Genomic DNA, 25,851 nt, shown 5'->3' with positions numbered 1-25,851 from the left:
TGGTGATCTCCTTGGCTCGGAAGCACTTGCGCTCCCGCGGACGGTAACTCAGCGAGCCTATCGTCGCTGCCGCACCCCACCGCCACCCCAACCCATAGTTTGGTCCGGTCTGGTGCACTCGCCGATGCTGCGCTGCAGCAGTGCGCCGAACCCGGGTTCGATACGCCTGTCAGCGCGCCAGCAGGTTCAGGGTGCGCGCCCGCGCCAGCGCTGCCGAGCGGCTGGAAACACCGAGCTTGGTGTACAGGTTGTACAGATGCCATTTGACCGTGGCCACCGACACGCTCAGTCGGTCCGCGAGCTGCTGGTTGGACAGTCCGGCCTCGATCAGGCCCAGCAGCTCGAGTTCGCGCGCGGTGGGCGTCTCCAGCAGGGGGCTGTCGCCCTGGCCGGCGTCCATCTGATCGAACAGCGCGCTGTTGGTCAACGGCAGGTCGCGGCAGATCTCGGCAAAGAAGCGGCGCTCTTCTTCCAGCGCAAAACCCCAGGCCGAGGGCTTGGTGTCGTTGACCAGGCCGGCGATGGTCTCGCTGCGGTCGCGGAACGGCCGCAGGATGCGCCGCCGCGCCGCCAGATTCACCGCGCGCGCCAGATGCCGCGCTGCCGGCTGCGGGTTGTGCGAGCAGATCGCAATCACGGTCTCGCCCAGCGCCAGTTCCACCAGGCGTGCGGTGCGACCTTCCAGCTTGGCCAGGCGGGTCTCTTCGGCGATCAGAATTTCGGCCGGCTTGAGACGGCCGGTGGCGATCAGCAGGTCGATCTCCGAGGCAGCGTAGAGATCACGCGCGCGCGCCGTCTCCAGGCCGCTCACCACCGGCTTGCGCCGCTCCGGGGCGCCGATATTCAGACCGATGTGCGCCGCCTCGGCGATCGCCTCGTCCATCCGGCCCAGGCGGGCCAGGCGCTGCACCAGCAGGCAGGACAGCATCAACCCGAGTCGCGGCGGATAGCCCCCGGCAATTTCGCGCAACTGGGCCAGCGCGATGTCGCCCTCATCGCGGCCGGGCCACAGCTTGATCGCCGCGTCCAGCCCCAGCACCGCGGTATCGACGATGCCGTGTGTTTGCGCCCAGCGCAGACCGTGCGACAGCAGCTCGCGCGCCTCGGTCTCAAGATTCATCTCCACCGCGCACTTGGCCGCCACCAGCGCCATGGTGCCGCTGATGCCGGCGCTGTCGCCCAGCGCAGCCCGCACCCGCGACAGCGAGGCCAGCAGGTCCTGATGCACGACGGCGTAATCGCCTTCCTGCACCGAGATCACCGCCTGCAGCAGCGCCACCCAGCCGACCCCGTACGCGCTGTCCGACTGCGAGATCGCTGCCTGCGCACGGCGCATGACCTGGCGCGCGTCGACGAACCGATGCGCGCTGCTCAGCGAGATGCCCGCCGCGCAGGCCACGGTCGCGACGTTGAAAGGATCGTCCGCAGCGTGCTCCTCGGCCAGCCAGCCGGTGGCCTGCTCGTAGGCTTCGGCCAGGCGATCGGTGTAGGTGTCCACGCAGGTGCCGATGACGTCGATCCGGCGCTTCAAGTCGGCCAGTTGCGCGGCGTCGCGCCCAGCCTGCTGTTCCTGCCGGATGCGCAGGTTGAGGCGCTCGTTCTGCCGGCGCGCGTATTCGTAGCGGCGATGAAAGACCAGCGCCCAGACGTACCAGAAGTCGGCTTCCCAGCCGACCTGATGACCGCCGGCGTGCAATTGTTCGATCCACTCGATGTACTGACGCAGATCGCCACGGTCGCGCACGAACGTCGCCGCCACCCGCTCCAGCATGGTGCCGGCCAGATCCGCCGATTCGGCCTCCAGCGCATAGTCGATGGCGTCCTGCCAGTGCCCGCCGCGCTCGCACCACAGCGCCGCGCGTTGCAGCACTTCGGCCCGACGTGCCGGCGCCAGCTGCTGCTGCGCCTGCTGGATCAGGAACTCGCGAAACAGGCCGTGCAGCCGATAGCGGCTGCGATTGCGATCCAGTGGTATCACGAACACGTTGCGCTGCAACAGCAGGTCCAGATGCCCCGCAGCCTGCGCATCGCCGGTGGCCTCGCGACACAGATCGGCGCTGAAACTGCGCAGCGGCGCGATCTCCATCAGGAAGCGCCGCATCTGGGGCGCAAAGCCGTCCAGCACCTGCCGGTTGAGCAGATCGGCCAGATCGGCGTCGGCGCCGGAGAACCCCTGCAGGGCCCGCAGCGGCTGGTCAGCGGTCGACAGGATGATCTGCGCCAGTCGCACCGCCGTCGGCCAACCCTCGGTCTGGCGCACCACGCCGAGCACCGCGGCGTCGCCCAGAGTCCGGCACAGGTCCTTGCCCAGAAACGCACCGACCTCGGCGGGGTTCAGACTCAGCTCGGCAAAACCGACCTCGCGGAGGCGCCCTTCCAGCTTGGCGCGCGCCAGGTTCATCGGCACCCGCTCGGTGCTGGAAAACACGAACTGCACCGACGACGGCGTGCGAAACACCAGCCGGTCCAGCAGATAGCCCAGGGTCTCGTCGCGGCAGTAGCCGAGATTGTCGATGACGATCAGCGCCGGTTCGGGCAGGTGCGCCACCGTCTGCAGCAGCACGTCGATGCGGCTTTCGGTGGGCTCGTCGCCGCGGATCAGGTCCTGTGCCGGATGCATCGGCGCCTGCGGATCGCCCAGGCCGGCCTCCAGCAGCGCCAGCACGCGCTCGACGCTGTCGTCGCGGTCGTCCAGCGCGATCCACCAGGCATGCATGCCGGCGTCGGAAAAATGCCGGAACAGCGCCCCCGACAGCACCGTCTTGCCATAGCCGGTGGGCGCCACCACGGTCACCACTTTGGCCGGCAGCAGCGGCCCCGCCGTCAAGTCCTCGAGCGTGCGCGTGCGCACCAGCGGAAAGGAAAAACTCGGGGGTTCCAGCCGCCCCGCCCGCCCTCCTCCGGGCTTGCGAGGCGACCGTTTCTGCACTTTGGCCATGTGCCAGCGCACCGGTCGATTTCGTTATGCGACCGAGTGTAGCCCGAGTGCCGCCGAGCGGCGGCCGCCGCCGGATCAGCCGGTGAATTCTCTGCCGAAGATGTGCCGCGCAATCACCCAGCTCTGGATCTCGTTGGCGCCCTCGTAGATCTCGCCGATCTTGGCGTCGCGATAAATGGATTCGAGCGGGAAATTCGTCCCGGGACCGGACAGGGTTTTGACAAAACCATACGCGCCGCAGACCTGGATGGCGTCGCGTGCCACGTCACAGGCCAGGCGGCTGCCCGCGATCTTGCACATGGCGGCTTCGATATCCGCGCCGCCCTCTTTGTCGTAGCGGATCGCGGCCTTCTGGTAGAGGTTGCGCGCCATCTCGATCTGCAGCGCGTGCTCGGCGAACTTGAACTGCCAGTGCTGGAAGCGCGCCAGTTCCTGGCCGAAAACCTTGCGCTTGCCCATGTAGTCGGTGGAGAAGTCGAACGCCGCCTGCGCCATGGCCACGCCGACGGCGCCGATGCCCATGCGGCCGAGCACCAGCGCGGTGATCGCGGTTCGCAGGCCGCCGCCGACCTTGCCGACGACGTGCTCGTCCGGCACGAACACGTCCTTGAAATGGATGTCCGCGGTGAGCTGCACGTGGTTGCCCATCTTGAGATCGGGCGCGGACACCGCGACGCCGGGCTCGCGCATGTCGGCCCACAGCATGGTCAGGCCATCGCCCGTTCTGCAGAGCACCGCGATCCAGTCGCCGACCGGCGAGTTCGTGATCCAGCGCTTCTGGCCGTTGATCTTCCAGCCGCCTTCGACCTGGGTCGCGACCGTCTCGATCGATTTCACCGACAGATCGGTGCTCGCGTTGGGCTCGCTGGTGGCAAAGCAGCCCACGAACTCGCCGCGAATCAGCATCGGCAAATACTTATTGCGGATATGCGGCGGCGCGTGCTGCAAGGTCTTGCCGACCAGGATCGCCTGGCCGTCGTACAGCGCGGAGGCGAGGCTCGGCGAGTAGTACGCGAGTTCCTCCAGCACCGTGCAGGTCGCCAGGGTCGGGAATTCCAGCCCGAGGCCGCCGACATCGGTCGGATACGGAATCTTGTACAGGCCGGCCTTCGCTATCGCATCGAACTCGGCACGAGCGAAGCTCTCCTTGCTCTCCGGCGTGGTGTTGAGGCGATGCGCGACCGGGCGGATCACGTCGTCGCAGAACTGCCGCACATCCTCGCGGATGCGCTTTGTCTCGTCGGGAACGAACAGGTCGCTGTAGAGAGCGTCGGCGCGGCGGCGGGGGTGGGTCATTTCGAATCTCAAGGGGTAAACGCGCGGTGTGGGGCGGGGCGGGCCCGCCATCGAAACCATCTGTCGCGCATCGACGGCGGCCATGGGCCGACCTACGTCGGCCTTCGCGGCAACGCTGGGAGTAAAGATCAGTCCGGGAAAATGGCCTTGCGCTTTTGCTTCGCGGCCTCGACCGCCTCGGCCAGGTCCTCGCCGACCAGCATCGCCGCGTTCCAGGTCGCGACGAAGGCCAGGCCGTCCTGCACGCTGTGATCGCGCGACCACAACAGGTTGCGCTTGATGCCGCGCACCGCGGTCGGCGGCTTGGACGCGATGTCCTGCGCCAGCCGGTTCGCCGATTCCAGCAATGCGCCCTTGTTGTCCAGCACCCGCGACACCAACCGCAAATCCAGCGCACGCCGGGCGTCGAAGGTCTCCGCGCTGTAGGTCAGCTCCGCGGTCGCGGAGTAGCCAATGACATGGCTCAGACGCTGCAGGGTGCCGACGTCCGGCACCACCGCCAGATCGACCTCCTTGACGCAGAACTTCGCATCCGCAGAACACAGGCGCAGGTCGCAGGCCGCAATCAGGTCCACACCGGCGCCGACGCAGGCACCGTGGATCGCGGCGATGACCGGCACCGGGCAGCGCTCCAGCGCGTTGAACGCGTGCTGCGCCTTCTCGATGAAGGCCAGCACGTCCTCGCGCCCGCGCGTGGCACGCTGCGGGTCTGCCGTCAGCTCCATGAGCCAACTCACCACCGACAGGTCGATGCCGCCGGTGAAATGTCTGCCCTCGCCGCTCAGCACCACCACGCGCAGGTGGCGCTGCGTGCCGATCCACTCCAGCGCCCGCGGCAACTCCTCCCACATGCGGCGATCGAAAGCGTTGGCATTGTCGGGCCGGTTGAAGCTGAGCCGGGCGACCGGGCCGTCGGCGAGCAAACGGACGGTCTCGAAACTTGGGGTCTGGGGGCTGTTCATCTGCCGATGGTAACGCCCCGGACCGGCCGCTACCCCGACTTTCGCACGGGTCCGGAGCGGCGGCACCAGCGTGTTCCGCTGAGGCCCCGACGATGAGCTTCCGCGCCAGCCGCGCGGGATCGCCCAGGCCGGCAAAACTTTGGTTGGGTGCCGCGGGCGTATGATTCGACCACGCTTAAACCCAGAAAAACACGCCCGTGGAGACGATCGCGAACGGGCGAACCGGCGGAGGAGAATCCACATGCACAGCCAGCACGTTTCCGCGGGAGTACCGCAGTGAAGCTGTCGCGCGAGCTGATCGACAGTTCGCCGCTGGCACCGCGCCTGGAAGCCCGTCGCGTGGTGAAGCTACCGCGTTTTCGCGCCGAGATCGAAGCCCTTGCTGCCAAGCTCGGCCGACCGGTGGAACAGGTCACACGGGAGGCGCGATCGCGTCTTGCCGAGATGGCCTCGGTGCGCAGCCACAGCGGCCTGTGGCTGTGGGATCACGCGCTCGGCCCGGCGCACACGCGCGCGTTCACGGTGGACGCCGACAGCGCCGCGATGGCACGACTCAAGAAGCTCAACGAGAAACACTCGCTGATCTACCTGCCCTCGCACCGCTCCTACGCGGACGTATTCGTCACCTCGAAGATCTTCAGCGCGCACGGCGCGAAGCGGCCGAGAGTGCTGGGCGGCGACAACCTGCGCTTCTTCCCGCTGGGGCCGATTGCGCGCCACAGCGGCGGTGTGTTCATCCGCCGCTCGCTCGGCAACGACATCATCTACAAGGCGATGCTGCGCGAATACTTCGTGCATCTCGTCGCCAGCGGCGAGAACCTGGAGTGGTACATGGAGGGCGGGCGCAGCCGCACCGGCAAGCTGCGGCCGCCGAAGTACGGCCTGCTCAACTACCTCGTGCACGCGATCCGCAGCGGCGCGGCCAAGGACGTGATCCTGGTGCCGACCTCGATCTGCTACGACCAGCTCCACGAGGTCCGCGCGATGATGGACCAGGAGACCAGCGGCGCGAAGCCCAAGGAAGGGCTGCCCTGGCTGATCGATTACGCGCGCACGCAGCAAACCTGGATCGGCCATGTGTACGTGCGCTTCGGCGAGCCGATGTCGCTGGCAGAACGGCTTGCCGAAGCCGGCGAGGACGCGGAGCGCAACAAGTACGTGGTGGAGAAGAGCGCGTTCGAGGTGTTCAAGCGCATCAATCTCGCGACGCCCGTCACCACGCAGGCGCTGGCCACGCTCGCGCTGCTCACCTCCGGCGACCGCGCGCTCACGCTCGACGAGGTGTTCCGCCGCACCATCCCCCTGCTCGACTACCTGCGCGCGCGCAGCGTGCCGGTGTCGCAGGTCGAATCCTTGCGTCATCACCACGGCGTGCTGGAGACGCTGGATACCTTGGTCAAGACGAACGTGGTCGAGGGCTTTCGCGACGGTGCCGAGCCGGTGTATCGCATCTCGCCCGGCCAGCACGCGGTCGCGGCCTATTACCGCAACAGCGCGGTGCACTGGTTCATCAACCGCGCGATTCTCGAACTCGCAATGTGGAAGGCCGCCAACAGCGGCGCTGAGGATCTGGTCAAGGCCGGCAAGCAGGAGACGCTCGCGCTGCGTGACCTGCTCAAGTTCGAATTCATCTTCAGCGACCGCGCCGGCTTTCGCGACGAGCTGCTGGTCGAGTCCGACCTGTTCGACCCGGACTGGCGCAATCGCATCGCGACCGCGCAACTGCGCAAGGACATGATCGCGGACGCGCCGTTCCTGATGGCGCCGACCGTGCTGCCGACCTTCCTCGAGGCTTACTGGGTGGTCGCCGAGCGGCTCGCGGCGCACCCGACCGGTGCCGCGGTGGAGGAAAAGAAGTTCATCGACGCGTGCATGTCGGTGGGCCGGCAGTGGGTCTTGCAGCAGCGGCTGACGCATCCTGAATGCCTGTCGCGCGAGCTGTTCGGCAACGCGCTCAAGCTGATCGCCAACCGCGGTCTACTCGTCCCCGGCGACGCGACGCTCGCCGCACGTCGTGCCGCGTTCGCGCGCGAATGCGAGTCGCACGTGCAGGCGATCAACGAACTGGGCCGCCTAGGTCCGCGTGTTGCCGGTGTCTCGAAGGTGGAGGTGGCGCGTGCGATGGCATGAGATGCAGGTTTCCGCGCTGCCCTCGCGGCACACGGATGGCCCTTGCACTCCCTCACTTCTCGACTCACGACGTACACGAAACGTTTCATGAACACTCCCCAAGCCAGCGCGCCGATTTCGCTCAACTGGGGTACCGCGCCCGCGCTCGACGCCTTCGAGACGCTCATGTGGCGGCTCGACACCTATCCCAACCTGCGTTCTGCCGTCGTCGGCATCGAACTGCTCGACTGCGCGCCGGATCGTGCACGCATGCTCGCCGCGCATGCCTGGGGCGTGCAGGCGGTGCCGCGGCTGCGGCATAAGCTGGTCGAGGTGCCGCTCGGCACGCCGGAGTGGGTGGACGATGCGCAGTTCGACCTGTCCGCGCATCTCGACTTCGTCACGCTGCCCGCGCCCGGCAGCCAGCGCCAGTTGCTGGACCTCGCGCAGTACTTCGCGATGGAACCGTTCGATCGCGAGCGCCCGCTGTGGTCGGCGCGCGTGGTGCTCGGTCTGGACGGCGCGCGCGCGGCCTACATCCTCAAGCTGCATCACGCGATGAGCGACGGCATCGGTATCGTGCAACTCATGTCCTTCATGCACAGCCGCAAGCGCGCGCCGAGCACGGATCGCGAGTTGCCGCCTGCGGCCTTCCCGTCGGACGCGACTCCGCCGAGCCCGGCCGAGGCGGCACGCCGACAGTATCGACGCGAGCTGGCGAAGCTGCCCGCGCGCGTCAGCGCAGGCGTCGCGTCGCTGCAAAACTGGATCAGGCCGGCCGACGATGAGGGCTCGCGCCTGTCGCGCATCGCGCGCTACGCGGCCTCGTTGCGCCGCGCGCTCGCGCCGTACATGGCACCGCCGTCGCCGCTGCTCGCGGGCCGAACGTTCGACTGGCGCTTCGAGGCCATGGAAGTGCCGCTCTCCCCCTTCAAGGCCGCGGCCAAGGCCTGCGGTGCTTCGCTCAACGATGCCTTCGTCGCCGGCATGCTTGGCGGCTTCGCGCGCTATCACGCGCACATGGGCGTGGAGCACGACGAGCTGCCGATCGGCATTCCGATCAGCGTGCGCGCGGCCGGCGATACCGGCGGCGGCAACAAGTTCGCGCCCGGTCAGCTCGCCGGCAAGCTCAGCGGTGCGACGCCGCAGGAGCGCATGCGTCACATCGGCGAGCAGGTCACGCGCCTGCGCGACGAACCCGCGCTGCTCGCGCCGTTCGCGATCATGCCGCTGCTCGCGCGCCTGCCGACCGCGGCGGTCGCGAAAGCGATGGGGCCGAAGATGGCGGCGAACGATCTGCAGATGAGTAACGTGCCGGGCATTCGCGACGAGGTCTACATGGCCGGCGCGAAGATCACGCACCTGTTTCCGTATGCGCCGCTGCCCGGCGTGGCCGGGATGATCGCGCTGGTCACGCACGGCCAGACGTGTTGCATCGGTCTGAATCTCGACGCCGGTGCCATCACTGAACCCGAGGTGCTGATGCGCGCGCTGCGCGAGAGTTTCGACGAAATTCTTGAGCTGGGAGTCAACTGACATGCAGGAACGCGAAGGCCGCTACGGCGGCGAAAAGGGGGTCTCGATCTACTGGCAGGCCTGGCTGCCCGGCAGCGCGCCGACCCGCACTGCGGTGATCGCCCACGGCGTGGCCGAACACAGCGGGCGCTATGCGCGTCTGGCGCAGGTGTTGGTCGAGCAGAACTGTGCGGTCTATGCGCTCGACCACCGCGGTCATGGAAAATCCGGCGGCACCCGCGCGTTCATCGAGAAGTTCGAGTATTCCGTCGCCGACCTCGATCAACTCGTCACCCTGGCTGCAGAACAGCAGGCGCCCGCCGGCAAGCCGATCCTGATCGGCCACAGTCTGGGTGGCGCAATTTCGCTGAGCTACGCGATGAAACACCAGGACAAGCTGCGCGGCCTGGTGTTGTCCGGCCCGGCGGTGCAGCTCAATCCCATCCCGATGAAGGTGCGGGTTCTGGCGCGGCTTTTTTCGATGGTGTCGCCGGCCAAGCCCTTCCTGCCGATCGACGGATCGGCGGTGTCGCGCGATCCCGAAGAGGTCCGCAAATACAACCAGGACCCACTCAACTCGCGCACACCGATCCCGGTGCGCACCGTCACGGAGTTGCTGGATCGTCTCAGCTGGCTGTCGGCCGGGTACTCGGTGCTCACGCTGCCCCTGCTGATCATGCACGGCACCGCCGACAGCCTGGCCCTGCCCGCCGGCAGCCAGCGCATCCACGAACTGGCGGGCTCCAAAGACAAGACACTGAAACTTTACGAGGGCTATTTCCACGAAATCTTCAACGAGCCGCCTGCCGAGCGCACACGCGTGTTCGAAGATCTCAAACGTTGGGTCGCTGCACACTGACAACCGAAGGAGAAGAGGGTCATGCAATTCACTCAGGGCCTGCATCGCGCGGTGCAACAGCAACCTGACGCCGTCGCAACCGTCTGTAACGGTCGCATCCACAGCTTTCGCGAACTGCACGGACGGGTGGCCCGGCTCGCGGCCGGCCTCAAGGCGCTGGGCATCCGCCATGGCGACCGCATCTGCGTCCTGGCACTGAATTCCGACCGCTACCTGGAGGCGTATCTCGCCATCGCCTGGATCGGCGCCGTCGTCAACCCGGCCAACTTCCGCTGGAGCACGGCGGAGATCGTCTACTCGATGAAAGACTCAGAGTCGGTGGCGCTGTTCGTCGACGATGCTTTCGCGCCGCAGATCGAGCCGCTGCTGGAAGGCTGCATGTTTCTGCGTCGCGTCATCTACATGGGTGACGCCGAAACCCCGGCGGACGCGCACTCCCACGAGGCGCTGATCGCCGACAACGAGCCTATCGACGATCTCGAAATCGGCGGCGACGAGCTGTTCGGTATCTTCTATACCGGCGGCACCACTGGCGCGCCCAAGGGCGTGATGCTCAGCCATCTGAATATCTGCAGCTCGGCGCTGAGCCTGCTGGCGGAGGGCGCGCTGCCCGAAGGCGCCGTGGGCCTGCATGCCGCACCGATGTTCCACCTGGCCGACATGATGCTCATCACCTGCCTGCTGCTGCGCGGCGGCGAGCATGTGATGCTGCCGGTGTTCAAGCCCGACGCGGTGCTGGACCTGATCGAGCAACGCAAGCTCAGCGATCTGCTACTGGTGCCCGCGATGCTGCAGGTGCTGATCGATCACCCGGCCACCCAAGCCCGTGACACCTCCAGCGTCAAACGCATCATGTACGGCGCCTCGCCGGCGTCCGAGGCCCTGCTGGACCGCGCCATGGCGGCCTTGCCCAGTGCCAGCTTGATGCAGGTTTACGGCATGACCGAGACCGCTGCGGTGATGACCGTGCTGCCATTTGCCCAGCACACCGCCGAGGGCCGCGCCCGCAGCAATAAGCTGCGCAGCGGTGGCCGCGCCAGCTTTCACGTGCAGGTCAGGATCGTCGATGGTGCCGACCGTGAGCTGCCGAGGGGCGAGGTCGGCGAAATCATCGCGCGCGGTCCCAATGTGATGCAGGGTTATCTCAACAAGGCCGAGGCCACCCGCGAGGCGCTGCGCGGCGGCTGGATGCATACCGGCGACATGGGGTACATGGATACCGACGGCTACGTCTTTGTCGTCGACCGCCTCAAGGACATGATCATCTCCGGCGGCGAGAACATCTATTCGGTCGAGGTCGAGAACGCCATCGCCAAGCACCCGGCGGTGGCGGCCACTGCGGTGATCGGCATCCCGGATGCGGACATGGGCGAGGGGGTGCACGCAGCGGTGGTGCTCAAGCCGGGCGCAACACTCACGCAGGACGAGCTGTACGCCCACTGCAAGACGCTGATCGCCGGCTACAAGTGCCCGCGCAGCCTCGAACTGCGCGAGGCGCTGCCGATCTCGGGCGCAGGCAAGGTGCTCAAGACCGAACTGCGCAAACCTCATTGGGTGGGGCAGGAACGCGCAGTCGGTTAGCGCCGCACAGGGACGCGACCTCCCTACCGATCTGCGTCAGGGTTGTCTGCCCGGGCGGCTGGCCGCGATCGAAAGCGGCGGTATCGTCGGTTGAGATGCGGGCGCCGCTGCCGCCGGTGAAGGACGCGGTCGACCGGGTCGCCGGAGGTTTCCAGACCCATGGTCGGCGCAGACTTCTCACCGTTTCCACACCCTGTGGATGCGCGAAATGATCTGAAACCAGTCGCATCTGCCGGAACGCGCTGACTTTCCGGTCTCCGCAAACAAAAAGCCTGTTGCACTGCGGTTTACGCGGTGCTATCCACATTCGCATGGTTCGATAACCACCGACCCTTTCGTGGGCAAGATTTTCAGATCTGGAGGCAACATGAAGTTCTGGATTGCTGTCGCCGCGCTCTACCCAGCAAGTGCTTTTGCGGGCTTCTTGTCCGACCTGGTGGACCGCGTAGGCGGCCTGGTCACCGACACCACCCATACTGTCAGTGGCGTGGTGTCACCCGGCGGCGCGGCGGATACCGCCTCGGCCCCAGAGATCAACGGCTCCGCCGCGATTCTGGCGGTGACGCTGGTCGTCGGGATCGCCAGCCTGCTCAAGCGGGCTCGCGACAAGCGACTCTCCAACCTCTAGCCACCTCGCTGCGGTCCCGCCTTGTCGTGGCGGGTGCGTCCTTCCCGAGGCGCGCTCGCTGCGGTACGGGACGTGGCGGCGGAAGACGCCCCCGCCTTGCCCCAGGACTTCCGCCCGACGCTGGGGGCCACCGCTGGCTCGGCCTGGAGCGGGCATCGATCCTTGTTGCTGGCGCTTGTCGTTCTCGCCCTCCAACTCGTGCTGGCCATCGAATGCTTCGACTCCGATGGCGTAAGAAGCAACCCCGAAGAGTGGGCCAGGATTCCGCACCATCGCGGCTCCGCTTTTCGAATGTCGTTGCTGTACATCTGCCTGCTGGCGTTTTTTTTATACCCACGGGCGCCGCAGCACTTCCGGCAGTTCAAGTCCGCGATTGCGGGTTATTCACGCGTCCGCCCGCTGTGCTTCCAGTGCTGTGCTTACGGCATCGCGTTCGGGCTGGCCATCCCCGTATTCACGTCCCCGTTTCCGCTCGATGGCTGGCAGTGGCCCTGGGTGCTGATGTGGGTTGCCGCAACCCTAGTCGCACTGGTGCTGACCGCCTGGGTGATCGCTCCCGCCGCGTACTGGAAAGCCTTCGCCCGTCGCGAACGCTGGGCACTGCTGTACTCCGCGGCGATCCTGCTGGCCTACATCCTGGTGCTGCGCGACTGGCTCAAGCTGGGAGAGGAAGGGCTGTGGTCGGGAGCGCTTGCGCAGCTCACGCTGCATGCCAGCGTCGCGGTACTGGAAATCTTCTATCCGAGCGTCCTGCTGATCGCCGACCAGGCGATCATGGGTGCCGGCGATTTCAAGGTGCACATTTCCGCCGAATGCTCCGGCATGGAAGGCGCGGCCCTGCTGGTGGCGCTGGTCGGTGCCTATCTGTACACCTTCAGAACCGAACTGCGATTTCCGGCCGCCTTCGCGCTGCTGGCGTTCGCCGTGCCGCTGAGCCTGTCATTGAATGTGGCTCGCATCGCGATCCTGGTTGCCATCGGCGCCGAAATTTCACCCGAATGGGCGATCAAGGGTTTCCACATCTATGGCGGTCTGGTGTTTCTGCTGCTGGAATGTGTGGCGCTGTGGGCGCTGTCGCGGACCTCGTGGTTTTCGCGCCCAAGGGAGCAGACCGGATTCGTGCTGGACTTCGAGGCGGCGCTGCTCATCCCCCTGCTGACATTGCTGGCCGCGACCTTGCTGACCGGCTTGCTGACCGTCGATTTCGACTGGCTCTACCCGTTGAGAGCGATCGCCGTGGGCGCCGCAATCGCGATCTGCTTCAAGCCCCTGCGCAGCCTGCTGACTCCGCCCCGATGGCTGCCGGTGCTGGCCGGGCTGGCCGTGCTGCCGTTGTGGCTGTTGCTGGTTCCGGCTGCCGAAGATACCGACCGTGCCGACGCTTCCGCACTGGCCAGCGTTCCCCCGACGTGGGCGGCGGCATGGCTGTGCTTTCGGGTGCTCGGGGCCGTGGTGACGGTGCCGATCGCCGAAGAGCTGGCCTTCCGCGGTTATCTGCTCAAGCTGTTGACGCGACGACAGCCAGCAGAAGGCTTGCCGCTGCCGTTCGACTGGATCGCGTTGGCGGGGTCCTCGCTGTTGTTTGGAGCGCTGCACGGCCACTGGGTGGCGGGAACGCTGGCCGGCATGGTGTACGGCCTGGTGCGCTATCGCAGCGGCCGCATCGGCGACGCGGTGATCGCGCATGCCACCACCAACGCCGCGCTGGCCCTGTACGTCTTGTCGACGGGCCGATGGTCATACTGGTAGCACACCGGGCGTGTCTGATCGCGAACGCGGCATCGGGCACGATCTGCGGAGCGTCGCGAGTCCGGAGATCAGCGACGCCTTGGATTGCGGCAACGACCGACCTGCCGTTACTGCCACAGGCGTCAGTCTTTATCCTGACATTCGCGTTTACCACGTGTTTCGCGGATGACCGGGATTGGAAATCCGAACGCAGCGTGAGCTGATCGAATCGTCGCACCGGCATGTCGACAATCCCGCCAAGCTGCCTTGTGTCTCAATCTGCACTTGTCGGCGTAGGCCGTTGCCAACCGCCGTTCTAGGTCTATCCAAAGACGCCATTTCCAATATCCGTTCCTTTCGTCAGCACCCCTACACGCCATGCATCAACCTGACGGCATCACCGTCTCGCGGCAGTTGCCCATGCAACTGGATACGGCGCCCGAGCTGCCGCAAGCTTTGGGGCCCCAGGCCCTGCTGCTGCCCAGGTTTGCCGCTGCCGACGCCGATGAGCTTGTGGCCGCGGTACGGCGCCTGAGCGCAGTTTCACCGTTCCGTCACTTGGTGACGCCGGGCGGTTTTGCCATGTCGGTGGGGCTGACCAATTGTGGCGCGCTGGGGTGGACGACCGATCGGCGCGGTTATCGCTACGCCGGTATCGATCCCGAAACGGGCCAGCCCTGGCCCGCCATGCCGACGGTCTTTCTACGCCTGGCGCAAACGGCGGCGCGAGCGGCTGGCTACGACCGTTTCGAACCCGACGCCTGTCTGGTCAACCGTTACCTGCCGGGCGCGCGCCTGTCCCTGCATCAGGACCGCAACGAGCGCGATTTCACCCAGCCCATCGTGTCGGTGTCGCTGGGCATGCGCGCCACGTTTCTGTTCGGCGGCCTGCAGCGCGCCGTCAAGCCCGCCAAGATCCCCCTGCAGCACGGCGACGTGCTGGTATGGGGCGGCAGCGATCGCTTGCGCTATCACGGCATCATGCCGCTCAAAGACGAACCGCATCCGACCTTGGGCGGCCAGCGCATCAATCTGACCTTGCGCAAGGCCGGGTGAACGACCCGGTCAGAAGTTGTCCTTGACCCAACGCAACAGACTGCGCCGGTGCCGGGCCGGCAGCGGCTGCCCGTGTTCGTCCACCTCATCGGCGACGTGCCCGCAATAGGCGAAGCGCGGCACCCGCTGCCCTTCGTGCACCACCTCCTGATTCCATACGCGCAGCTTGCGCGTGCTGGTCGGCAGGCCGGCACGGGGGTACAGGCGCGTGTAGACCACCACGACCTCGTCGGTCTCGTCCTCGCGCGCCAGGCACAGCGCCAAGTATTGCCCGCCTTTGTAGTGCCGATAGAGGCCCGGCTGAAAGTCATCGATCATGCGCGCAAGCGCTTCGCTGCGGTCATCGTCTTCGGTCATGAATCGATTCTCCCGCGCGATGGCGCTAGCGCTCAGGGCAACAACACCACCTTGCGCGCGGCAAACCGCCAACCAAGCTCGGTCAGCACGAAGCGATCCAGATAGCGGGCACGAATCTCCTCGACCTCGGACGAATCTTCTCGGCCGCGTTGCATTTCGAGATCGGCCTCACCGCTGGCGCTGCGCAGATCCGGCGCCACCTCGACGCGCACGTTGCTGCAACGATGGCGCGTCCATACGCCGGCGGGCCGCCCGGCAATGAGCTTGCGCAGGGCTTCGCGCCCCTCGATCAACTGGCCGAGCCGGTCGAACACGCCGTCCGGCGTGTAGAGATCGGCAAAGGCATCGGCCTGGCCGCTGTCGGCCAGCTCGCCATAGGCGTTGCACAGCGCCACGCACTCGGCAACGGCCTGTGACCTTGCGGGTTCTTGCATGATCCAGTTCTCAGCGGGGAAACCAGCCCCATGATGCCGTGCGGGACTCGCTAGAGCGACACAGTGACGGCGGCGTTGGCCCAATAGCCGTGACTTGCGCAGTGCCGGTGACCGCACCGCCCGGAGAAGGCCGGCGACTCGCGGACGGGTTCTGGCGACAAGCACAGCCCTTAGCGGCCTTCGGCTCCAGCGTTTAGGTGTCGGAGAGAGGACGCTTCCATCAACTTCGTGAGACCGCTCACTTTTCCTGGCGATTTCGGATCGCCGCGCTACTCGATGCACTCCCGCTCTCCAGCAACGTCCATCACGCGAGTCCCCGTTCCAGACCTTCGACGAACCGGTGCAGACCGCGCTTGACGCGGCTATGGAAGTCCGGGTTCACGTAAGGGGCCAAGGTCATCGCAATCTGTTCCAGCCCGTGAGCGATCGCGGCCGGGCTGACGCGGGCGTCCACCCGGTAGTGCTCGGCATGGCGCGGCCAGCCGTTCCACAACACCCACATGTTCTCCGCGAGGTTCTTGCAGTCGCGCGGGCTGGCTGCAACCGGACCCGGATGATGCTTGACCACATTACGGATGATTCGATTGACCCAGTCGATGCCCGCGATCGTGAATTTCCGGTAGTCGGCTTCCAGCTCGGCATTGCCCGTGGTCAGTTCCAGCGCCGATGACACCATGAACCGGTAGCGCCACAAGACCATGGCGCCATTCGAGTAGTAGCCCACCAGTCGAGCCACGTCGACGATCTCGTCGGGGTCGATCGCCAGCGTCTCTTCCAGCTCCTTGTGCAGACGCAGCAGGATCTCGTGGACGATCGCCTGCATGTTGCTGAAGTGGTAGTAGAGATTGCCGGGGCTGATGCCCAGGTGCTCGGCGATCTGGGTCGTTCCAATCACGTTGCCGCGCGCGTTCATCAGCTCGATCGCCGCCTCGACGATGCGCTCGCGGTTGCCGACCCGCTTGGCCCCCGGACGGGTCGTCGCGGTGACTGTTGAACCTTTGTCTAGAGTTTCAAAGACGGTCATCCAATTCATTCCTTCGGGTCTCTCGTCGCCGGCAATCGCGGGGACTTGACAGCCCCGCAATAATAGATGAGATACTCTAATAGACGAAACACTCTAATAATCGACAAGCTCTGATTTGTCAGATCGAAGGTAGCGCGGTACGGAGAAGAGAATGAGCAACGAGCTGCAAGGGAAACGCGTCGTCGTGACCGGCGCCGCAACCGGAATCGGTCGGGCGAGCGCACTCCGGCTGCTGGAGGCAGGCGCGCGCGTGGCGCTGTGGGATCGCAATGCAGCCGCGCTCGGCGACACCGTTCGGGACGCGGGTAGCCGAAGATCAGCAGCGGTCCCGATTGAAGTCGACGTCTCCAAGGCGGATTCGGTGCGGGAGGCGTTCATCAGGACGCTGGATCAGCTAGGCGGTGTGGACAGTGCGTTCAACAATGCCGGCATCGGCGCGCCGACAACCCCCATCGAGACGATCGACGAAGCCGATTACGACGCGGTGCTGGGCGTCAACCTCAAGGGCGTCTGGCTGTGCATGCGCGAGCAGATCCGCCATTTCAAGGCTCATGGCGGCGGCGTCATCGTCAACAACGCATCGGTGGCCGGCCTCGTGGCGCTGCCCATGCAGGCCGCCTATGGCGCGGCCAAGCACGGTGTCGTCGGCCTGACCAAGGTCGCCGCTGTCGAGGGTGCCGCCTTTGCGGTGCGCGTCAACGCGATCTGTCCCGGCGCGGTGCAGACCCCGATCCTCGCCCACCTCGAAAAGGTAGGCATCGATCAGGCCGCGCTGTCGGCGATGTCGCCACAGAACCGCATCGCCGACCCGCGCGAGATCGCCGAGGTGGTGCTGTTCCTGCTGTCCGATGCATCGAGCTTCATCACCGGTGCTGCCGTCCCGGTCGACGGTGGCTGGAGCGCTCAATGAGCAACGAGGAATCGAACATGAACGAAGTAGCTAATGCTGTCCCGGTCGGCGACTGGTGCGGAGCCGACCCTTTCGAGCCCAGCTTTCGCGACGATCCATATCCGGCGCTGCACGGCCTGCGCGAACGCGATCCGGTCAACCTGACCCCGGTCGGCACCTGGCGCATCAGCCGCTACGACGATGTCGCCGCCATCTTTCGCACGGCCAAGACCAGCCAAACGCTGTCCACCGGCGAGTCGCCGAATTTCGACCCGCTCGACAAGCGCGGGAGCTTCCTCGAGTTCATGCTCAACAAGGATGACGCCGAGCATCTGCGGCTGCGCCGCCTTGCCACGCTGACCTTGAATCCGAAGACCGCGCGTGTCATGGAGGACGAGGTCAAGCTGACCGTCAAGGACGCGATGGACGACGCGCTCAAGCGCGGCGGCATGGACGTGGTACCGCACATGGCGCACAACGTGCCCTCGCGCATGGTGTGCAAGATCATGGGCATTCCGGAGTGCGACCGGGAAAAGTTCAACGAATGGACGGCGGCGCGCACTAACGCCTTCTTCGCCAAGTTCCTCCCGCCTGAGGTACAGCAGCGCACGCGCGACGCCGGCAACGCCATGGCGGACTATTTCGAGGCGCTGATGCGCGAGCGCCGCAAGCAGCTCGGCGACGATCTGATCAGCACCATGATCCGCGCCAACGACTCGGCGGATCAGCTCGGCGACGACGCGCTCGTGATCCAGGCGATTGGCATCATCATCGCCGGCTACGAGACCACGATCGGACTGATCGGCAACGGCATGCGTGCGCTGATGGACCATCCGGAGCAGATGGAAAAGCTGCGCGCGCGCCCTGAACTGATCGACAACGCGGTCAACGAATGCTTGCGCTACGACACGCCCATCCTGTTCAACTGGCGTGTGCTCAGGGAGCCGTTTGAAGTCAGCGGCAAGACCCTGCCCGCCGACGCCGTGATCTGGCAGATGCTCGGCTCGGCAAACCGCGATCCGGCGCGCTTCGAAAATCCCGACGTGTTCGACATCGAGCGCCAGGATGTCGCCCACCAGGCCTTCGGTGGCGGCGTTCATTTCTGCATCGGCAATGCGTTGGCACGAATGGAAGCGCGCCATGCCTTCAACGAATTTGCACAACGCACGACCGGGCTGCGCATTCAGCAGGGCAAGCTCGAATGGTCACATTCCTTCTTCCGCGTGATGGCGTCGCTGCCGATCACGTTCCACTAGCGGGCGACACCAAGATAACCCTGCTCACATCTCAAGTGCCGCTTTTGTACTGCGTCCTGAACTGGCCGAGAACGCCGCGCGCTGCATCCCGAAATCTGCCGTTCAATCGAACGAATCAAGGAGAGAGAACATGTCCGAACCCACGCTCGATACCCGCTGGCTGATGAGTCTGCACGGCAGCATTCCGCAGCCGGTGGTCATCTCGCCGTCCCTGATGATCTTCAATGTGCTCGATGCGCGGATGGAAAGCCCGCGCATCAAGGCCAAGGTGCTCGGCCCCAGCGGCGACTGGGTGCAGGTGCAGGAGAACGGCAACTGGAAGCTCGACGTGCGCCTGCTGATGGAGGCCGATGATGGCACGCCGATCTATACCAGCTACAGCGGCGTGCTGCGCATGGACCCGGGTCTGGGCGAGCGCCTGGCTTCGGGCCAGGAAATTCCGGGCGAGCAGATGTACTTCCGCAGCGCGCCGTATTTCCAGACGCCGTCGAAGAAGTACGCCTGGCTCAACAACATTCTCGCAATCGGCAAGATGCGCAGCTTCGGCGGCGGCAACGTCGTCTACGACATCTTCGAAGTCCTGTGAGCGACACACGCGATCCGCGAGTGCTGATCGTCGGTGCCGGCATGTCCGGCATGCTGATGGCGATCAAGCTGCGCGAGTCGGGGAAGCAGAACTTCCAGATCGTCGACAAGGCCAGCGAGATCGGCGGCACCTGGCGTGAGAACACCTACCCGGGCATCGGCTGCGACGTGGCCGCGCATTACTACACCTACCAGGGAGTCCCCAATCCGGAGTGGAGCACGCGGCTGCCGCAGGGTGCCGAGATCCAGCAATACCTGCTCGGCGTGGTGGAAAAGCACGACCTGCGCCGGCGCATCGCGTTCAACAAGGAGGTCGTACAGGCCGATCACGACGGGCAACGCTGGACGGTGCGTTTCAAGGACGGCGAGGTCGAAGTGGCGGACTTCGTGGTGGCCTGCTGCGGCCTGCTGCATCACCCGCGTTATCCGGACATCCCCGGCCTGAAGGATTTCGATGGTGCCGTGTTCCACTCCGCGCGCTGGGATCATTCGGTGCCGCTGGAGGGCAAGCGCGTCAGTCTCATCGGCACCGGCTCCACCGGCGCGCAGATCAGCTCGAAATTATCCGAGCGCAAGCTGGATCTGAAAGTGTTCCAGCGCACGCCGCAATGGGTCTTTCCCTTGCCGGACCGGCGCTACACGCAGGTCGAGAAATCGCTGCTGCGCGTGTTCCCCTGGATCGCGCGCGTGGTCCATCACGTCTATCGGGTGGCCTTCGAAAATCTGTTCGCCGCGGCCGTGATCAAGCCCTGCTGGCAGCGCCGCCTGATGGGCTGGCTGTGCCGATGGAATCTGAGCACGGTCAAGGACCCGGAGCTTCGACGCAAGCTCACGCCGGACTATCAGCCGCTGTGCAAGCGGCTGGTAATGAGTATGGAGTTCTATCCAGCCATCCAGCGCCCGAACGTTCAGCTGATCACCGAGGGCATCGATCACATCGTGGCGCGCGGCGTGGTGACGAAGGATGGCGTGCTGCACGAAGTCGATGTGCTGGCCCTGGCCACCGGCTTCGACGCGCATGCCTATTTCAGGCCGCTCGAACTGCGCAACGCGCAAGGCCGAACCTTGAGCGAGGTCTGGGAGCAAGGCCCCTACGCGCTGCGTACCGTCGCCGTTCCGGGCTTTCCCAATTTCTTCTTCACGCTGGGTCCGCAAAGCCCCATCGGAAATTTCTCCGCAATCAGCATCTCCGAAACGCAGATCCACTACATCCTGCGCTGCATCGAGATGGTGCGGAGCGGACCCTGCCAGACCCTGAGTCCCACCCCCGCGGCCACCGAGAAATTCAACGCCTTCGTGCGCGCGGCCATGCCCGACACGATCTGGGTGACGGGCTGCACGAATTGGTACATGAGCAAGAACGGTGTGCCGTCCGCGTGGCCGTACAGCGGCGCGCGCTTCCGCCGGGAACTGCGCGAGCCGGACTTGAGCGAATTTGACGTGGCGGCCTGATCCATCCATCGAGAAAGCGAGATGAACAATCAACGCGTTGTATTGGCGAGCCGTCCGAGGGGCGCGCCGAGCCTGGACAACTTCCGGGTCGAAAGCGTGCCAGTGCGAGACCTGAAGGACGGCGAGGTGCTGATCAAGAACTTGTATCTGTCGCTCGATCCTTACATGCGCATGCGCATGAACGACGCCAGTTCCTACGCGGACCCGGTTCAGATCGGCGAGGTGATGTTCGGCGGAACGGTTGGGCGAGTTCTCGCGTCGCGGCGCCCGGGATTTTCCGAGGGCGATCTCGTCACCGGCTATACCGGTTGGCAATCCCTTGCGGTGACCGATGATCCGACCCTGGCCCGCCTGCCGCGCAACATGGCGCAACCCTCGCTGGCCCTGAGCCTGGTCGGCATGCCCGGATTCACGGCGCACTACGGACTGCTCAATCTCGGCAAGCCGCGGCCGGGCGAGACCGTCGTCGTCGGTGCTGCAACCGGCGCGGTCGGGTCGGTGGTCGGCCAGATCGCGAAGCTCAAGGGCTGTCGGGCCATCGGCATCGCAGGCGGAGCGGAAAAGTGCGCCTACGCCGTCAATGAACTCGGCTTCGATGCCTGCCTGGATCACGGCTCGCCGAGCTTCTCATCGGACTTGGCCGCCGCCTGTCCCAAGGGCATCGATGTCTATTTCGAGAACGTCGGTGGCGATGTCCTGCGCGCGGTGCTACCGCTGCTCAATGACTTCGCGCGGATGCCGCTATGCGGCCTGATCGCCTGGTACAACGGCGATCGTTCGGCCAAGCCTGTTCTCGCTGCCGAAGTGCTGCCCGCGCTGCTGGTCAAGCGCGTACAGATGCAGGGTTTCGTGATCATCGACCAGTACCTTGAGCACCATGACGGCTTTCTGAAGGACATGCAGGGCTGGCTGGCCGCAGGAAAGATGAAAGTCCGCGAGGACGTTGTCGAGGGCATCGAGAACGCGCCCGCAGCTTTCATCGGCCTGCTCGAAGGGAAGAACTTCGGAAAGCTCGTGGTGCGCGTGGCGCAGGACGACAACAGCGACTGAAGAGGGTGTTGCAGATGGTCCACGTGACTTTCATCGATCACGATGGCAGTAGCCACGCCGTCGAAGCCGAAAGCGGGCAGACGCTGATGCAGGCGGCCACCGCAAATGGCGTGCGCGGAATCCTCGCCGAGTGCGGCGGCTCCCGCGTGTGTGGCACCTGTCACTGCTACCTCGACGCGCCCTGGATCGACATTGCCGGTGCGCCCAGCGAGGACGAGAAGATGCTGGTGGAGTTCTCCGAGCATCACCGCCCCAGCAGTCGCCTGAGCTGTCAGATCCAAATCTCCGACGCGATGGAAGGCATGGTGGTGCATCTCCCGCGTTCGCAGCCCTGACCGAGCACACTCCATGACCGGCACGACCTCTCTGCTGCTGTCCCGACGCGATCTTGAATTCATGCTGTATGAGTGGCTGGATGTCGGTGCGCTGACCCGCGCATCGCGCTACCAGGATCACAGCCGCGAGACTTTCGACGCGGTGCTGGAAACCTACGAGCGCATCGCGACCGATCTGTTCGCAACGCACTACCAGAAGTCTGATCGCGAGGAGCCGGTCTTCGACGGCAAGACGGCACGCGTGATTCCCGAGGTCGCCGTCGCGCTCAAGGCGGTGGCCGAGTCGGGCTTGTTTGCGGCGACGCAGGATTACGCGCTCGGCGGGATGCAACTGCCCTGTGTCGTCGAGAAGGCGGGGATGGCCTACCTGCTGGCCGCCAATGTCGGCACCGCCGCGTATCCTTTCCTAAGCATCGGCAACGCCAACCTCTTGCTCGCCCACGGTAGCCCGGCGCAGATCAAGACCTTCGTCGAGCCGACCTTGCGCGGGACGTTCTTCGGCACGATGTGTTTATCCGAGCCTCAGGCCGGGTCTTCGCTTGCCGATATCGCCACGCGCGCCGACTACGAGAATGAGTCTGCCTGGGGCCCGCAGTACCGCCTCAGCGGCAGCAAGATGTGGATCTCGGCGGGCGAGCACGAGCTGTCTGACAACATCGTGCATCTGGTTCTGGCGCGGACCTGCGGTTCGGACGGCAAGCCGATCGCCGGCATCAAGGGGTTGTCGCTATTCATCGTGCCGAAGGTCCTGGTCAACGAAGACGGATCGCTGGGGGAGCGCAATGACGTGGCGCTGGCCGGCCTGAATCACAAGATGGGCTGTCGCGGCACCACCAACTGCCTGCTCAATTTCGGCGAAGGCACTCAATACCGGCCGGGCGGCCGCGCGGGCGCGGTCGGCTATCTGGTGGGGCGGCTGCAACAGGGCATGGCCACGATGTTCCACATGATGAACGAGGCCCGCATCGGCGTAGGGCTCGGCGCGTCCGCGCTCGGATACACCGGCTATCTGCACGCGCTGGATTACGCGCGCAATCGCCCTCAGGGCCGCGCGAGTAAGGATCCGCAGACGCCGCAGCAGCGCATCGTCGAGCACGCCGATGTGCGCCGCATGCTGCTCGCGCAGAAGGCCTACGCCGAAGGTGCGCTTGCGCTGAATCTGTATTGCGCGCGACTGATCGATGAGATGGAAATCGAGTCCGACGACAAGGCGCGCGCGGACCTGAACCTGCTGCTCGAACTGCTGACGCCGATCGCCAAGAGCTGGCCTTCGCAGTGGTGCGTCGCGGCCAATGATCTGGCGATCCAGGTACACGGCGGCTATGGCTATACCCGCGAATACAAGGTCGAGCAGATCTACCGCGACAACCGCCTCAATCCGATTCACGAGGGCACGCACGGAATCCACGGCCTCGATCTGCTCGGGCGCAAGGTCGTGATGCAGGGAGGCGCCGCCTTGGAGCTTCTGTGCGGACGCATCCAGCACACGACTAATAGGGCCCGCTCGGCCGAGTCCGCCGAACTGATCGAACCTGCCGAGAACCTGGAACGTCGAGTGGGACGGCTGATGCAGGTGACGCACCGACTCTACGAGTCGGACGAGATCCGCGTGACCTTGGCCAATGCCAGTCTCTATCTCGAAGCCTTCGGCCATGTGGTGATGAGCTGGATCTGGCTCGAACAGCTCGTCGCAGCGCAAGGCAAGGACGGCGACTTCTACAACGGAAAGCGCGCAGCGGCGGGCTACTTCTTCCGCTGGGAATTGCCGAAGGTCGATGCGCAGTTTGACCTGCTCGCGAGTCTCGATACGACGGCGCTGGACATGGCGGACGCCTGGTTCTGAGTCCCGGCCGACAAGACCTTCGTCCTTCCTGCTGCGCTCATTCTGATGTCCGACAAGCAACGCCATGAATAACCGACGATCCCCTTTCGATCTCAACGGAAAAACAGCCCTCATCACCGGTGGCTCGCGCGGTCTGGGGTTGCAGATGGCGGAAGCATTGGGCAGTCACGGTGCCCGGATCCTGCTATCGGCCCGAAGATCCGAGGAGCTGCGCAGCGCGCAGGCGCAGCTCGCATCGCAGGGTATCGACGCCGACTGGATCGCTGCCGACGCGTCTAGGGAAAACGATATCGTCGAGCTTGCCGAGCAGGCCATCTCCAAGTTCGGTCACGTCGACATCCTCATCAACAATGCAGGCGCTTCCTGGGGCGCCGCAGCAGAGGACTATCCGATCACGGCCTGGGACAAGGTATTCAATCTGAACATCCGCGGCCCCTTCCTGCTCACGCAGCTGATCGGCAAGCACTCGATGATTCCCAACCGCTACGGACGGGTGGTGAACATCGCATCCACCGCCGGCTTGCAGGGAACGTCACGCGACGTGCTCCAGGCCATTGGATACAGCAGCAGCAAGGGCGCGCTGGTTAACTTCACCCGGGCCTTGGCTGCCGAATGGGGCCACTACGGCATCACCGTCAACGCCCTGGCACCGGGCTTCTTCCCGTCAAAACTGACCCACGGTCTGATCGACTCGGTAGGCAGCGACCGGATGGCGGCGCTGTCGCCGCTGAACCGGCTGGGTGACGATGAAGATCTGAAGGGCGCGGTGCTGCTCTTCGCTTCCGATGCCTCCAAGCACATCACCGGACAAGTTCTGGCCGTGGATGGAGGGGCGACCATCGTTTGATATCAAGCATGCGACGCGAGGGGCGCGCAGCGGTGTTGAAGCATGCAAAAAACCAGGGCAGCAGAATTGGTGACAAGGTCCAGTAAATTACCTTCGCAAAGCCGCCCGTCTTGACCGTCATGGACTTCCGCTGTTGACACAGAGCCGCCGTCACGATGAGCGCAATTCGACCTGCATGTATGCCGCCAGTTGCCGACCCGCGGCGACGACGGGTGGCCGGCGACCCCGGCGTCAACGCCCTTTGAACGCCGCCTCTCGACGCTCCATGAAGGACCGCACGCCTTCTTGCGCGTCCTCGCTGCCCATCACTTGGGTCATATCGTCGAAGATGTGTTCGGCGGCTACGGCTTCGCCCTGGGTCAGGGCCAGGCGAGAGGACTTCAGGATCGCGCTGACGCCGAGTGGCGCGGCGGCGGCGATCTTGTCCGCCACCGCGCGCGCGGCCCGGTATTGCTCGCCAGGTGCGACCACTTCCTGCACCAGGCCGGTCCGGTGCGATTCGGCGGCGCTCCAGGCGTCGCCGGTGAGCAGGTAACGCTGGGCATTGGACCAACCCATCTGCTGCGGCAATCGCAGGGTCGCGCCACCGCAGGGATAGATGCCGCGCTTGACCTCCAGCATCGCAAAACGAGTGTCTTCGGCAGCGATGCGCACGTCGGTGGTCAGCATCATCTCCACCGTCCAGGTGTAGGCGTAGCCCTGCACCGCCATCACCAGCGGCTTGCGACAGCGCGGACCCGACAGCGCGAACAGGTCGATGCCGCCCTCGGGCAGCGGAAATCCGCCGCCAGCGGCGAAGATCGGCGCCCACTTGTCCAGCTCGATTCCCGCGCTGAAGTGCTTGCCTTCGGCGTGGATCAGGCCCACGCGCAGATCGGGCGAACGGTCCAGCTCGCCGAGCGCCAGGCAGATGTCGACGTACATCTCCGGCGACAGCGCGTTGAGCTTGGCAGCGCGGTCGACCTTGATCTCAAGTACGTGGCAGTCGGCAAAGGTCTTGATGTGGGACATGCGGATTCCTCGGTCGGGCGTCGACACCGATGCCGGCTGACGCCGACTTGGGCAGCAGAACAGTAATGGACCGGCATTGTCGCCGCCTGTGGCCGT

General features: G+C 65.4%; 22 protein-coding genes. 15 read left to right on the top strand and 7 right to left on the bottom strand.

The features are described from left to right. Positions 1 to 169: 169 nt before the first annotated feature. The 3 genes from ACOOHP_RS19840 to ACOOHP_RS19830 all read right to left on the bottom strand — a co-directional run bounded on the left by ACOOHP_RS19840 (position 170) and on the right by ACOOHP_RS19830 (position 5,196). Complete coding sequence (locus tag ACOOHP_RS19840) at positions 170 to 2,851, bottom strand: LuxR C-terminal-related transcriptional regulator (RefSeq protein WP_420468205.1); 2,682 nt, start codon at positions 2,849 to 2,851, stop codon at positions 170 to 172. 162 nt (positions 2,852 to 3,013) lie between these two features. Then, positions 3,014 to 4,234: an acyl-CoA dehydrogenase family protein gene (locus ACOOHP_RS19835; protein ID WP_420468204.1), complete on the bottom strand. Its 1,221-nt coding sequence runs from the start codon at positions 4,232 to 4,234 to the stop codon at positions 3,014 to 3,016. Positions 4,235 to 4,362: 128 nt separating this feature from the next. Next, positions 4,363 to 5,196: an enoyl-CoA hydratase-related protein gene (locus tag ACOOHP_RS19830; protein ID WP_420468203.1), complete on the bottom strand. Its 834-nt coding sequence runs from the start codon at positions 5,194 to 5,196 to the stop codon at positions 4,363 to 4,365. A gap of 276 nt (positions 5,197 to 5,472) precedes the next feature. On the opposite strand from ACOOHP_RS19830, the gene ACOOHP_RS19825 reads away from it, so the two are divergent. The 7 genes from ACOOHP_RS19825 to alkB all read left to right on the top strand — a co-directional run bounded on the left by ACOOHP_RS19825 (position 5,473) and on the right by alkB (position 14,672). Then, positions 5,473 to 7,326, top strand: a complete 1,854-nt coding sequence (locus tag ACOOHP_RS19825) for a 1-acyl-sn-glycerol-3-phosphate acyltransferase (RefSeq protein ID WP_420468202.1) — start codon at positions 5,473 to 5,475, stop codon at positions 7,324 to 7,326. A gap of 87 nt (positions 7,327 to 7,413) precedes the next feature. Next, entirely contained in the window at positions 7,414 to 8,841 is a 1,428-nt protein-coding gene (locus ACOOHP_RS19820) for a wax ester/triacylglycerol synthase domain-containing protein (RefSeq protein ID WP_420468201.1), read from the top strand. A 1-nt stretch (position 8,842) separates the two neighbouring features. Beyond that, on the top strand, positions 8,843 to 9,679 hold the full coding sequence (locus ACOOHP_RS19815) for a lysophospholipase (protein WP_420468200.1): 837 nt from the start codon (positions 8,843 to 8,845) through the stop codon (positions 9,677 to 9,679). A 21-nt stretch (positions 9,680 to 9,700) separates the two neighbouring features. Then, entirely contained in the window at positions 9,701 to 11,260 is a 1,560-nt protein-coding gene (locus ACOOHP_RS19810; RefSeq protein WP_420468199.1) for a long-chain-fatty-acid--CoA ligase, read from the top strand. A gap of 367 nt (positions 11,261 to 11,627) precedes the next feature. Continuing rightward, the gene (locus ACOOHP_RS19805) at positions 11,628 to 11,888 is read left to right on the top strand and encodes a hypothetical protein (protein ID WP_420468198.1); all 261 of its coding nucleotides are present in this window, start codon (positions 11,628 to 11,630) and stop codon (positions 11,886 to 11,888) included. A gap of 33 nt (positions 11,889 to 11,921) precedes the next feature. After that, a complete protein-coding gene (gene xrtE, locus ACOOHP_RS19800) occupies positions 11,922 to 13,637 on the top strand; it encodes an exosortase E/protease, VPEID-CTERM system (RefSeq protein ID WP_420468197.1) in 1,716 nt (571 codons plus the stop codon). Positions 13,638 to 14,036: 399 nt separating this feature from the next. Continuing rightward, positions 14,037 to 14,672, top strand: a complete 636-nt coding sequence (gene alkB / locus ACOOHP_RS19795) for a DNA oxidative demethylase AlkB (protein ID WP_420468756.1) — start codon at positions 14,037 to 14,039, stop codon at positions 14,670 to 14,672. Between the two features lie 9 nt (positions 14,673 to 14,681). On the opposite strand, the gene ACOOHP_RS19790 is transcribed toward alkB, so the two are convergent. The 3 genes from ACOOHP_RS19790 to ACOOHP_RS19780 all read right to left on the bottom strand — a co-directional run bounded on the left by ACOOHP_RS19790 (position 14,682) and on the right by ACOOHP_RS19780 (position 16,487). Continuing rightward, complete coding sequence (locus ACOOHP_RS19790; RefSeq protein WP_420468755.1) at positions 14,682 to 14,990, bottom strand: DUF1653 domain-containing protein; 309 nt, start codon at positions 14,988 to 14,990, stop codon at positions 14,682 to 14,684. Between the two features lie 71 nt (positions 14,991 to 15,061). Further along, a complete protein-coding gene (locus ACOOHP_RS19785) occupies positions 15,062 to 15,463 on the bottom strand; it encodes a nuclear transport factor 2 family protein (RefSeq protein ID WP_420468196.1) in 402 nt (133 codons plus the stop codon). A 304-nt stretch (positions 15,464 to 15,767) separates the two neighbouring features. Continuing rightward, positions 15,768 to 16,487, bottom strand: a complete 720-nt coding sequence (locus ACOOHP_RS19780) for a TetR/AcrR family transcriptional regulator (RefSeq protein WP_420468195.1) — start codon at positions 16,485 to 16,487, stop codon at positions 15,768 to 15,770. Between the two features lie 151 nt (positions 16,488 to 16,638). Between ACOOHP_RS19780 and ACOOHP_RS19775 the strand changes: the two genes are divergently transcribed. From ACOOHP_RS19775 to ACOOHP_RS19740, 8 genes are all read left to right on the top strand, one after another. Next, a complete protein-coding gene (locus tag ACOOHP_RS19775; protein WP_420468194.1) occupies positions 16,639 to 17,397 on the top strand; it encodes an SDR family NAD(P)-dependent oxidoreductase in 759 nt (252 codons plus the stop codon). A 17-nt stretch (positions 17,398 to 17,414) separates the two neighbouring features. Beyond that, positions 17,415 to 18,632 carry a cytochrome P450 gene (locus ACOOHP_RS19770; RefSeq protein ID WP_420468193.1) on the top strand — a complete coding sequence of 406 codons (1,218 nt, stop codon included), beginning with the start codon at positions 17,415 to 17,417 and terminating at the stop codon, positions 18,630 to 18,632. Positions 18,633 to 18,762: 130 nt separating this feature from the next. Further along, a complete protein-coding gene (locus ACOOHP_RS19765) occupies positions 18,763 to 19,218 on the top strand; it encodes a DUF3237 domain-containing protein (RefSeq protein ID WP_420468192.1) in 456 nt (151 codons plus the stop codon). Beyond that, complete coding sequence (locus ACOOHP_RS19760) at positions 19,215 to 20,669, top strand: flavin-containing monooxygenase (protein ID WP_420468191.1); 1,455 nt, start codon at positions 19,215 to 19,217, stop codon at positions 20,667 to 20,669. The genes ACOOHP_RS19765 and ACOOHP_RS19760 overlap by 4 nt, the downstream gene beginning before the upstream one ends. Before the next feature lie 21 nt (positions 20,670 to 20,690). After that, the gene (locus ACOOHP_RS19755; RefSeq protein ID WP_420468190.1) at positions 20,691 to 21,719 is read left to right on the top strand and encodes an NADP-dependent oxidoreductase; all 1,029 of its coding nucleotides are present in this window, start codon (positions 20,691 to 20,693) and stop codon (positions 21,717 to 21,719) included. Between the two features lie 14 nt (positions 21,720 to 21,733). Continuing rightward, positions 21,734 to 22,054 (top strand): 2Fe-2S iron-sulfur cluster-binding protein, encoded by a 321-nt coding sequence (locus tag ACOOHP_RS19750; RefSeq protein ID WP_420468189.1) that lies wholly within the window; start codon positions 21,734 to 21,736, stop codon positions 22,052 to 22,054. A 13-nt stretch (positions 22,055 to 22,067) separates the two neighbouring features. Next, complete coding sequence (locus ACOOHP_RS19745) at positions 22,068 to 23,897, top strand: acyl-CoA dehydrogenase (protein ID WP_420468188.1); 1,830 nt, start codon at positions 22,068 to 22,070, stop codon at positions 23,895 to 23,897. Between the two features lie 64 nt (positions 23,898 to 23,961). Next, entirely contained in the window at positions 23,962 to 24,744 is a 783-nt protein-coding gene (locus ACOOHP_RS19740; RefSeq protein ID WP_420468187.1) for an SDR family oxidoreductase, read from the top strand. A gap of 231 nt (positions 24,745 to 24,975) precedes the next feature. On the opposite strand, the gene ACOOHP_RS19735 is transcribed toward ACOOHP_RS19740, so the two are convergent. Further along, positions 24,976 to 25,755, bottom strand: a complete 780-nt coding sequence (locus ACOOHP_RS19735) for a crotonase/enoyl-CoA hydratase family protein (protein ID WP_420468186.1) — start codon at positions 25,753 to 25,755, stop codon at positions 24,976 to 24,978. Between the last annotated feature and the right edge of the window lie 96 nt (positions 25,756 to 25,851).

Origin of the sequence: Panacagrimonas sp., assembly GCF_965216805.1 — a bacterium.
Classification (GTDB): domain Bacteria; phylum Pseudomonadota; class Gammaproteobacteria; order Nevskiales; family Nevskiaceae; genus Panacagrimonas.
The sequence above is the reverse complement of the archived record's forward strand: the minus strand, read 5'-3'. Positions and strand labels throughout refer to the sequence as shown.

Excerpts from the sequence above, each read along its gene's own strand:
- ACOOHP_RS19835 (WP_420468204.1), bottom strand. The coding sequence starts at position 4,234 with ATGACCCACCCCCGCCGCCGCGCCGACGCTCTCTACAGCGACCTGTTC.
- ACOOHP_RS19830 (WP_420468203.1), bottom strand. The coding sequence starts at position 5,196 with ATGAACAGCCCCCAGACCCCAAGTTTCGAGACCGTCCGTTTGCTCGCC.
- ACOOHP_RS19820 (WP_420468201.1), top strand. The coding sequence starts at position 7,414 with ATGAACACTCCCCAAGCCAGCGCGCCGATTTCGCTCAACTGGGGTACC.
- ACOOHP_RS19815 (WP_420468200.1), top strand. The coding sequence starts at position 8,843 with ATGCAGGAACGCGAAGGCCGCTACGGCGGCGAAAAGGGGGTCTCGATC.
- ACOOHP_RS19810 (WP_420468199.1), top strand. The coding sequence starts at position 9,701 with ATGCAATTCACTCAGGGCCTGCATCGCGCGGTGCAACAGCAACCTGAC.
- ACOOHP_RS19805 (WP_420468198.1), top strand. The coding sequence starts at position 11,628 with ATGAAGTTCTGGATTGCTGTCGCCGCGCTCTACCCAGCAAGTGCTTTT.
- alkB (WP_420468756.1), top strand. The coding sequence starts at position 14,037 with ATGCAACTGGATACGGCGCCCGAGCTGCCGCAAGCTTTGGGGCCCCAG.
- ACOOHP_RS19790 (WP_420468755.1), bottom strand. The coding sequence starts at position 14,990 with ATGATCGATGACTTTCAGCCGGGCCTCTATCGGCACTACAAAGGCGGG.
- ACOOHP_RS19785 (WP_420468196.1), bottom strand. The coding sequence starts at position 15,463 with ATGCAAGAACCCGCAAGGTCACAGGCCGTTGCCGAGTGCGTGGCGCTG.
- ACOOHP_RS19780 (WP_420468195.1), bottom strand. The coding sequence starts at position 16,487 with ATGACCGTCTTTGAAACTCTAGACAAAGGTTCAACAGTCACCGCGACG.
- ACOOHP_RS19775 (WP_420468194.1), top strand. The coding sequence starts at position 16,639 with ATGAGCAACGAGCTGCAAGGGAAACGCGTCGTCGTGACCGGCGCCGCA.
- ACOOHP_RS19770 (WP_420468193.1), top strand. The coding sequence starts at position 17,415 with ATGAACGAAGTAGCTAATGCTGTCCCGGTCGGCGACTGGTGCGGAGCC.
- ACOOHP_RS19765 (WP_420468192.1), top strand. The coding sequence starts at position 18,763 with ATGTCCGAACCCACGCTCGATACCCGCTGGCTGATGAGTCTGCACGGC.
- ACOOHP_RS19755 (WP_420468190.1), top strand. The coding sequence starts at position 20,691 with ATGAACAATCAACGCGTTGTATTGGCGAGCCGTCCGAGGGGCGCGCCG.
- ACOOHP_RS19750 (WP_420468189.1), top strand. The coding sequence starts at position 21,734 with ATGGTCCACGTGACTTTCATCGATCACGATGGCAGTAGCCACGCCGTC.
- ACOOHP_RS19745 (WP_420468188.1), top strand. The coding sequence starts at position 22,068 with ATGACCGGCACGACCTCTCTGCTGCTGTCCCGACGCGATCTTGAATTC.
- ACOOHP_RS19740 (WP_420468187.1), top strand. The coding sequence starts at position 23,962 with ATGAATAACCGACGATCCCCTTTCGATCTCAACGGAAAAACAGCCCTC.
- ACOOHP_RS19735 (WP_420468186.1), bottom strand. The coding sequence starts at position 25,755 with ATGTCCCACATCAAGACCTTTGCCGACTGCCACGTACTTGAGATCAAG.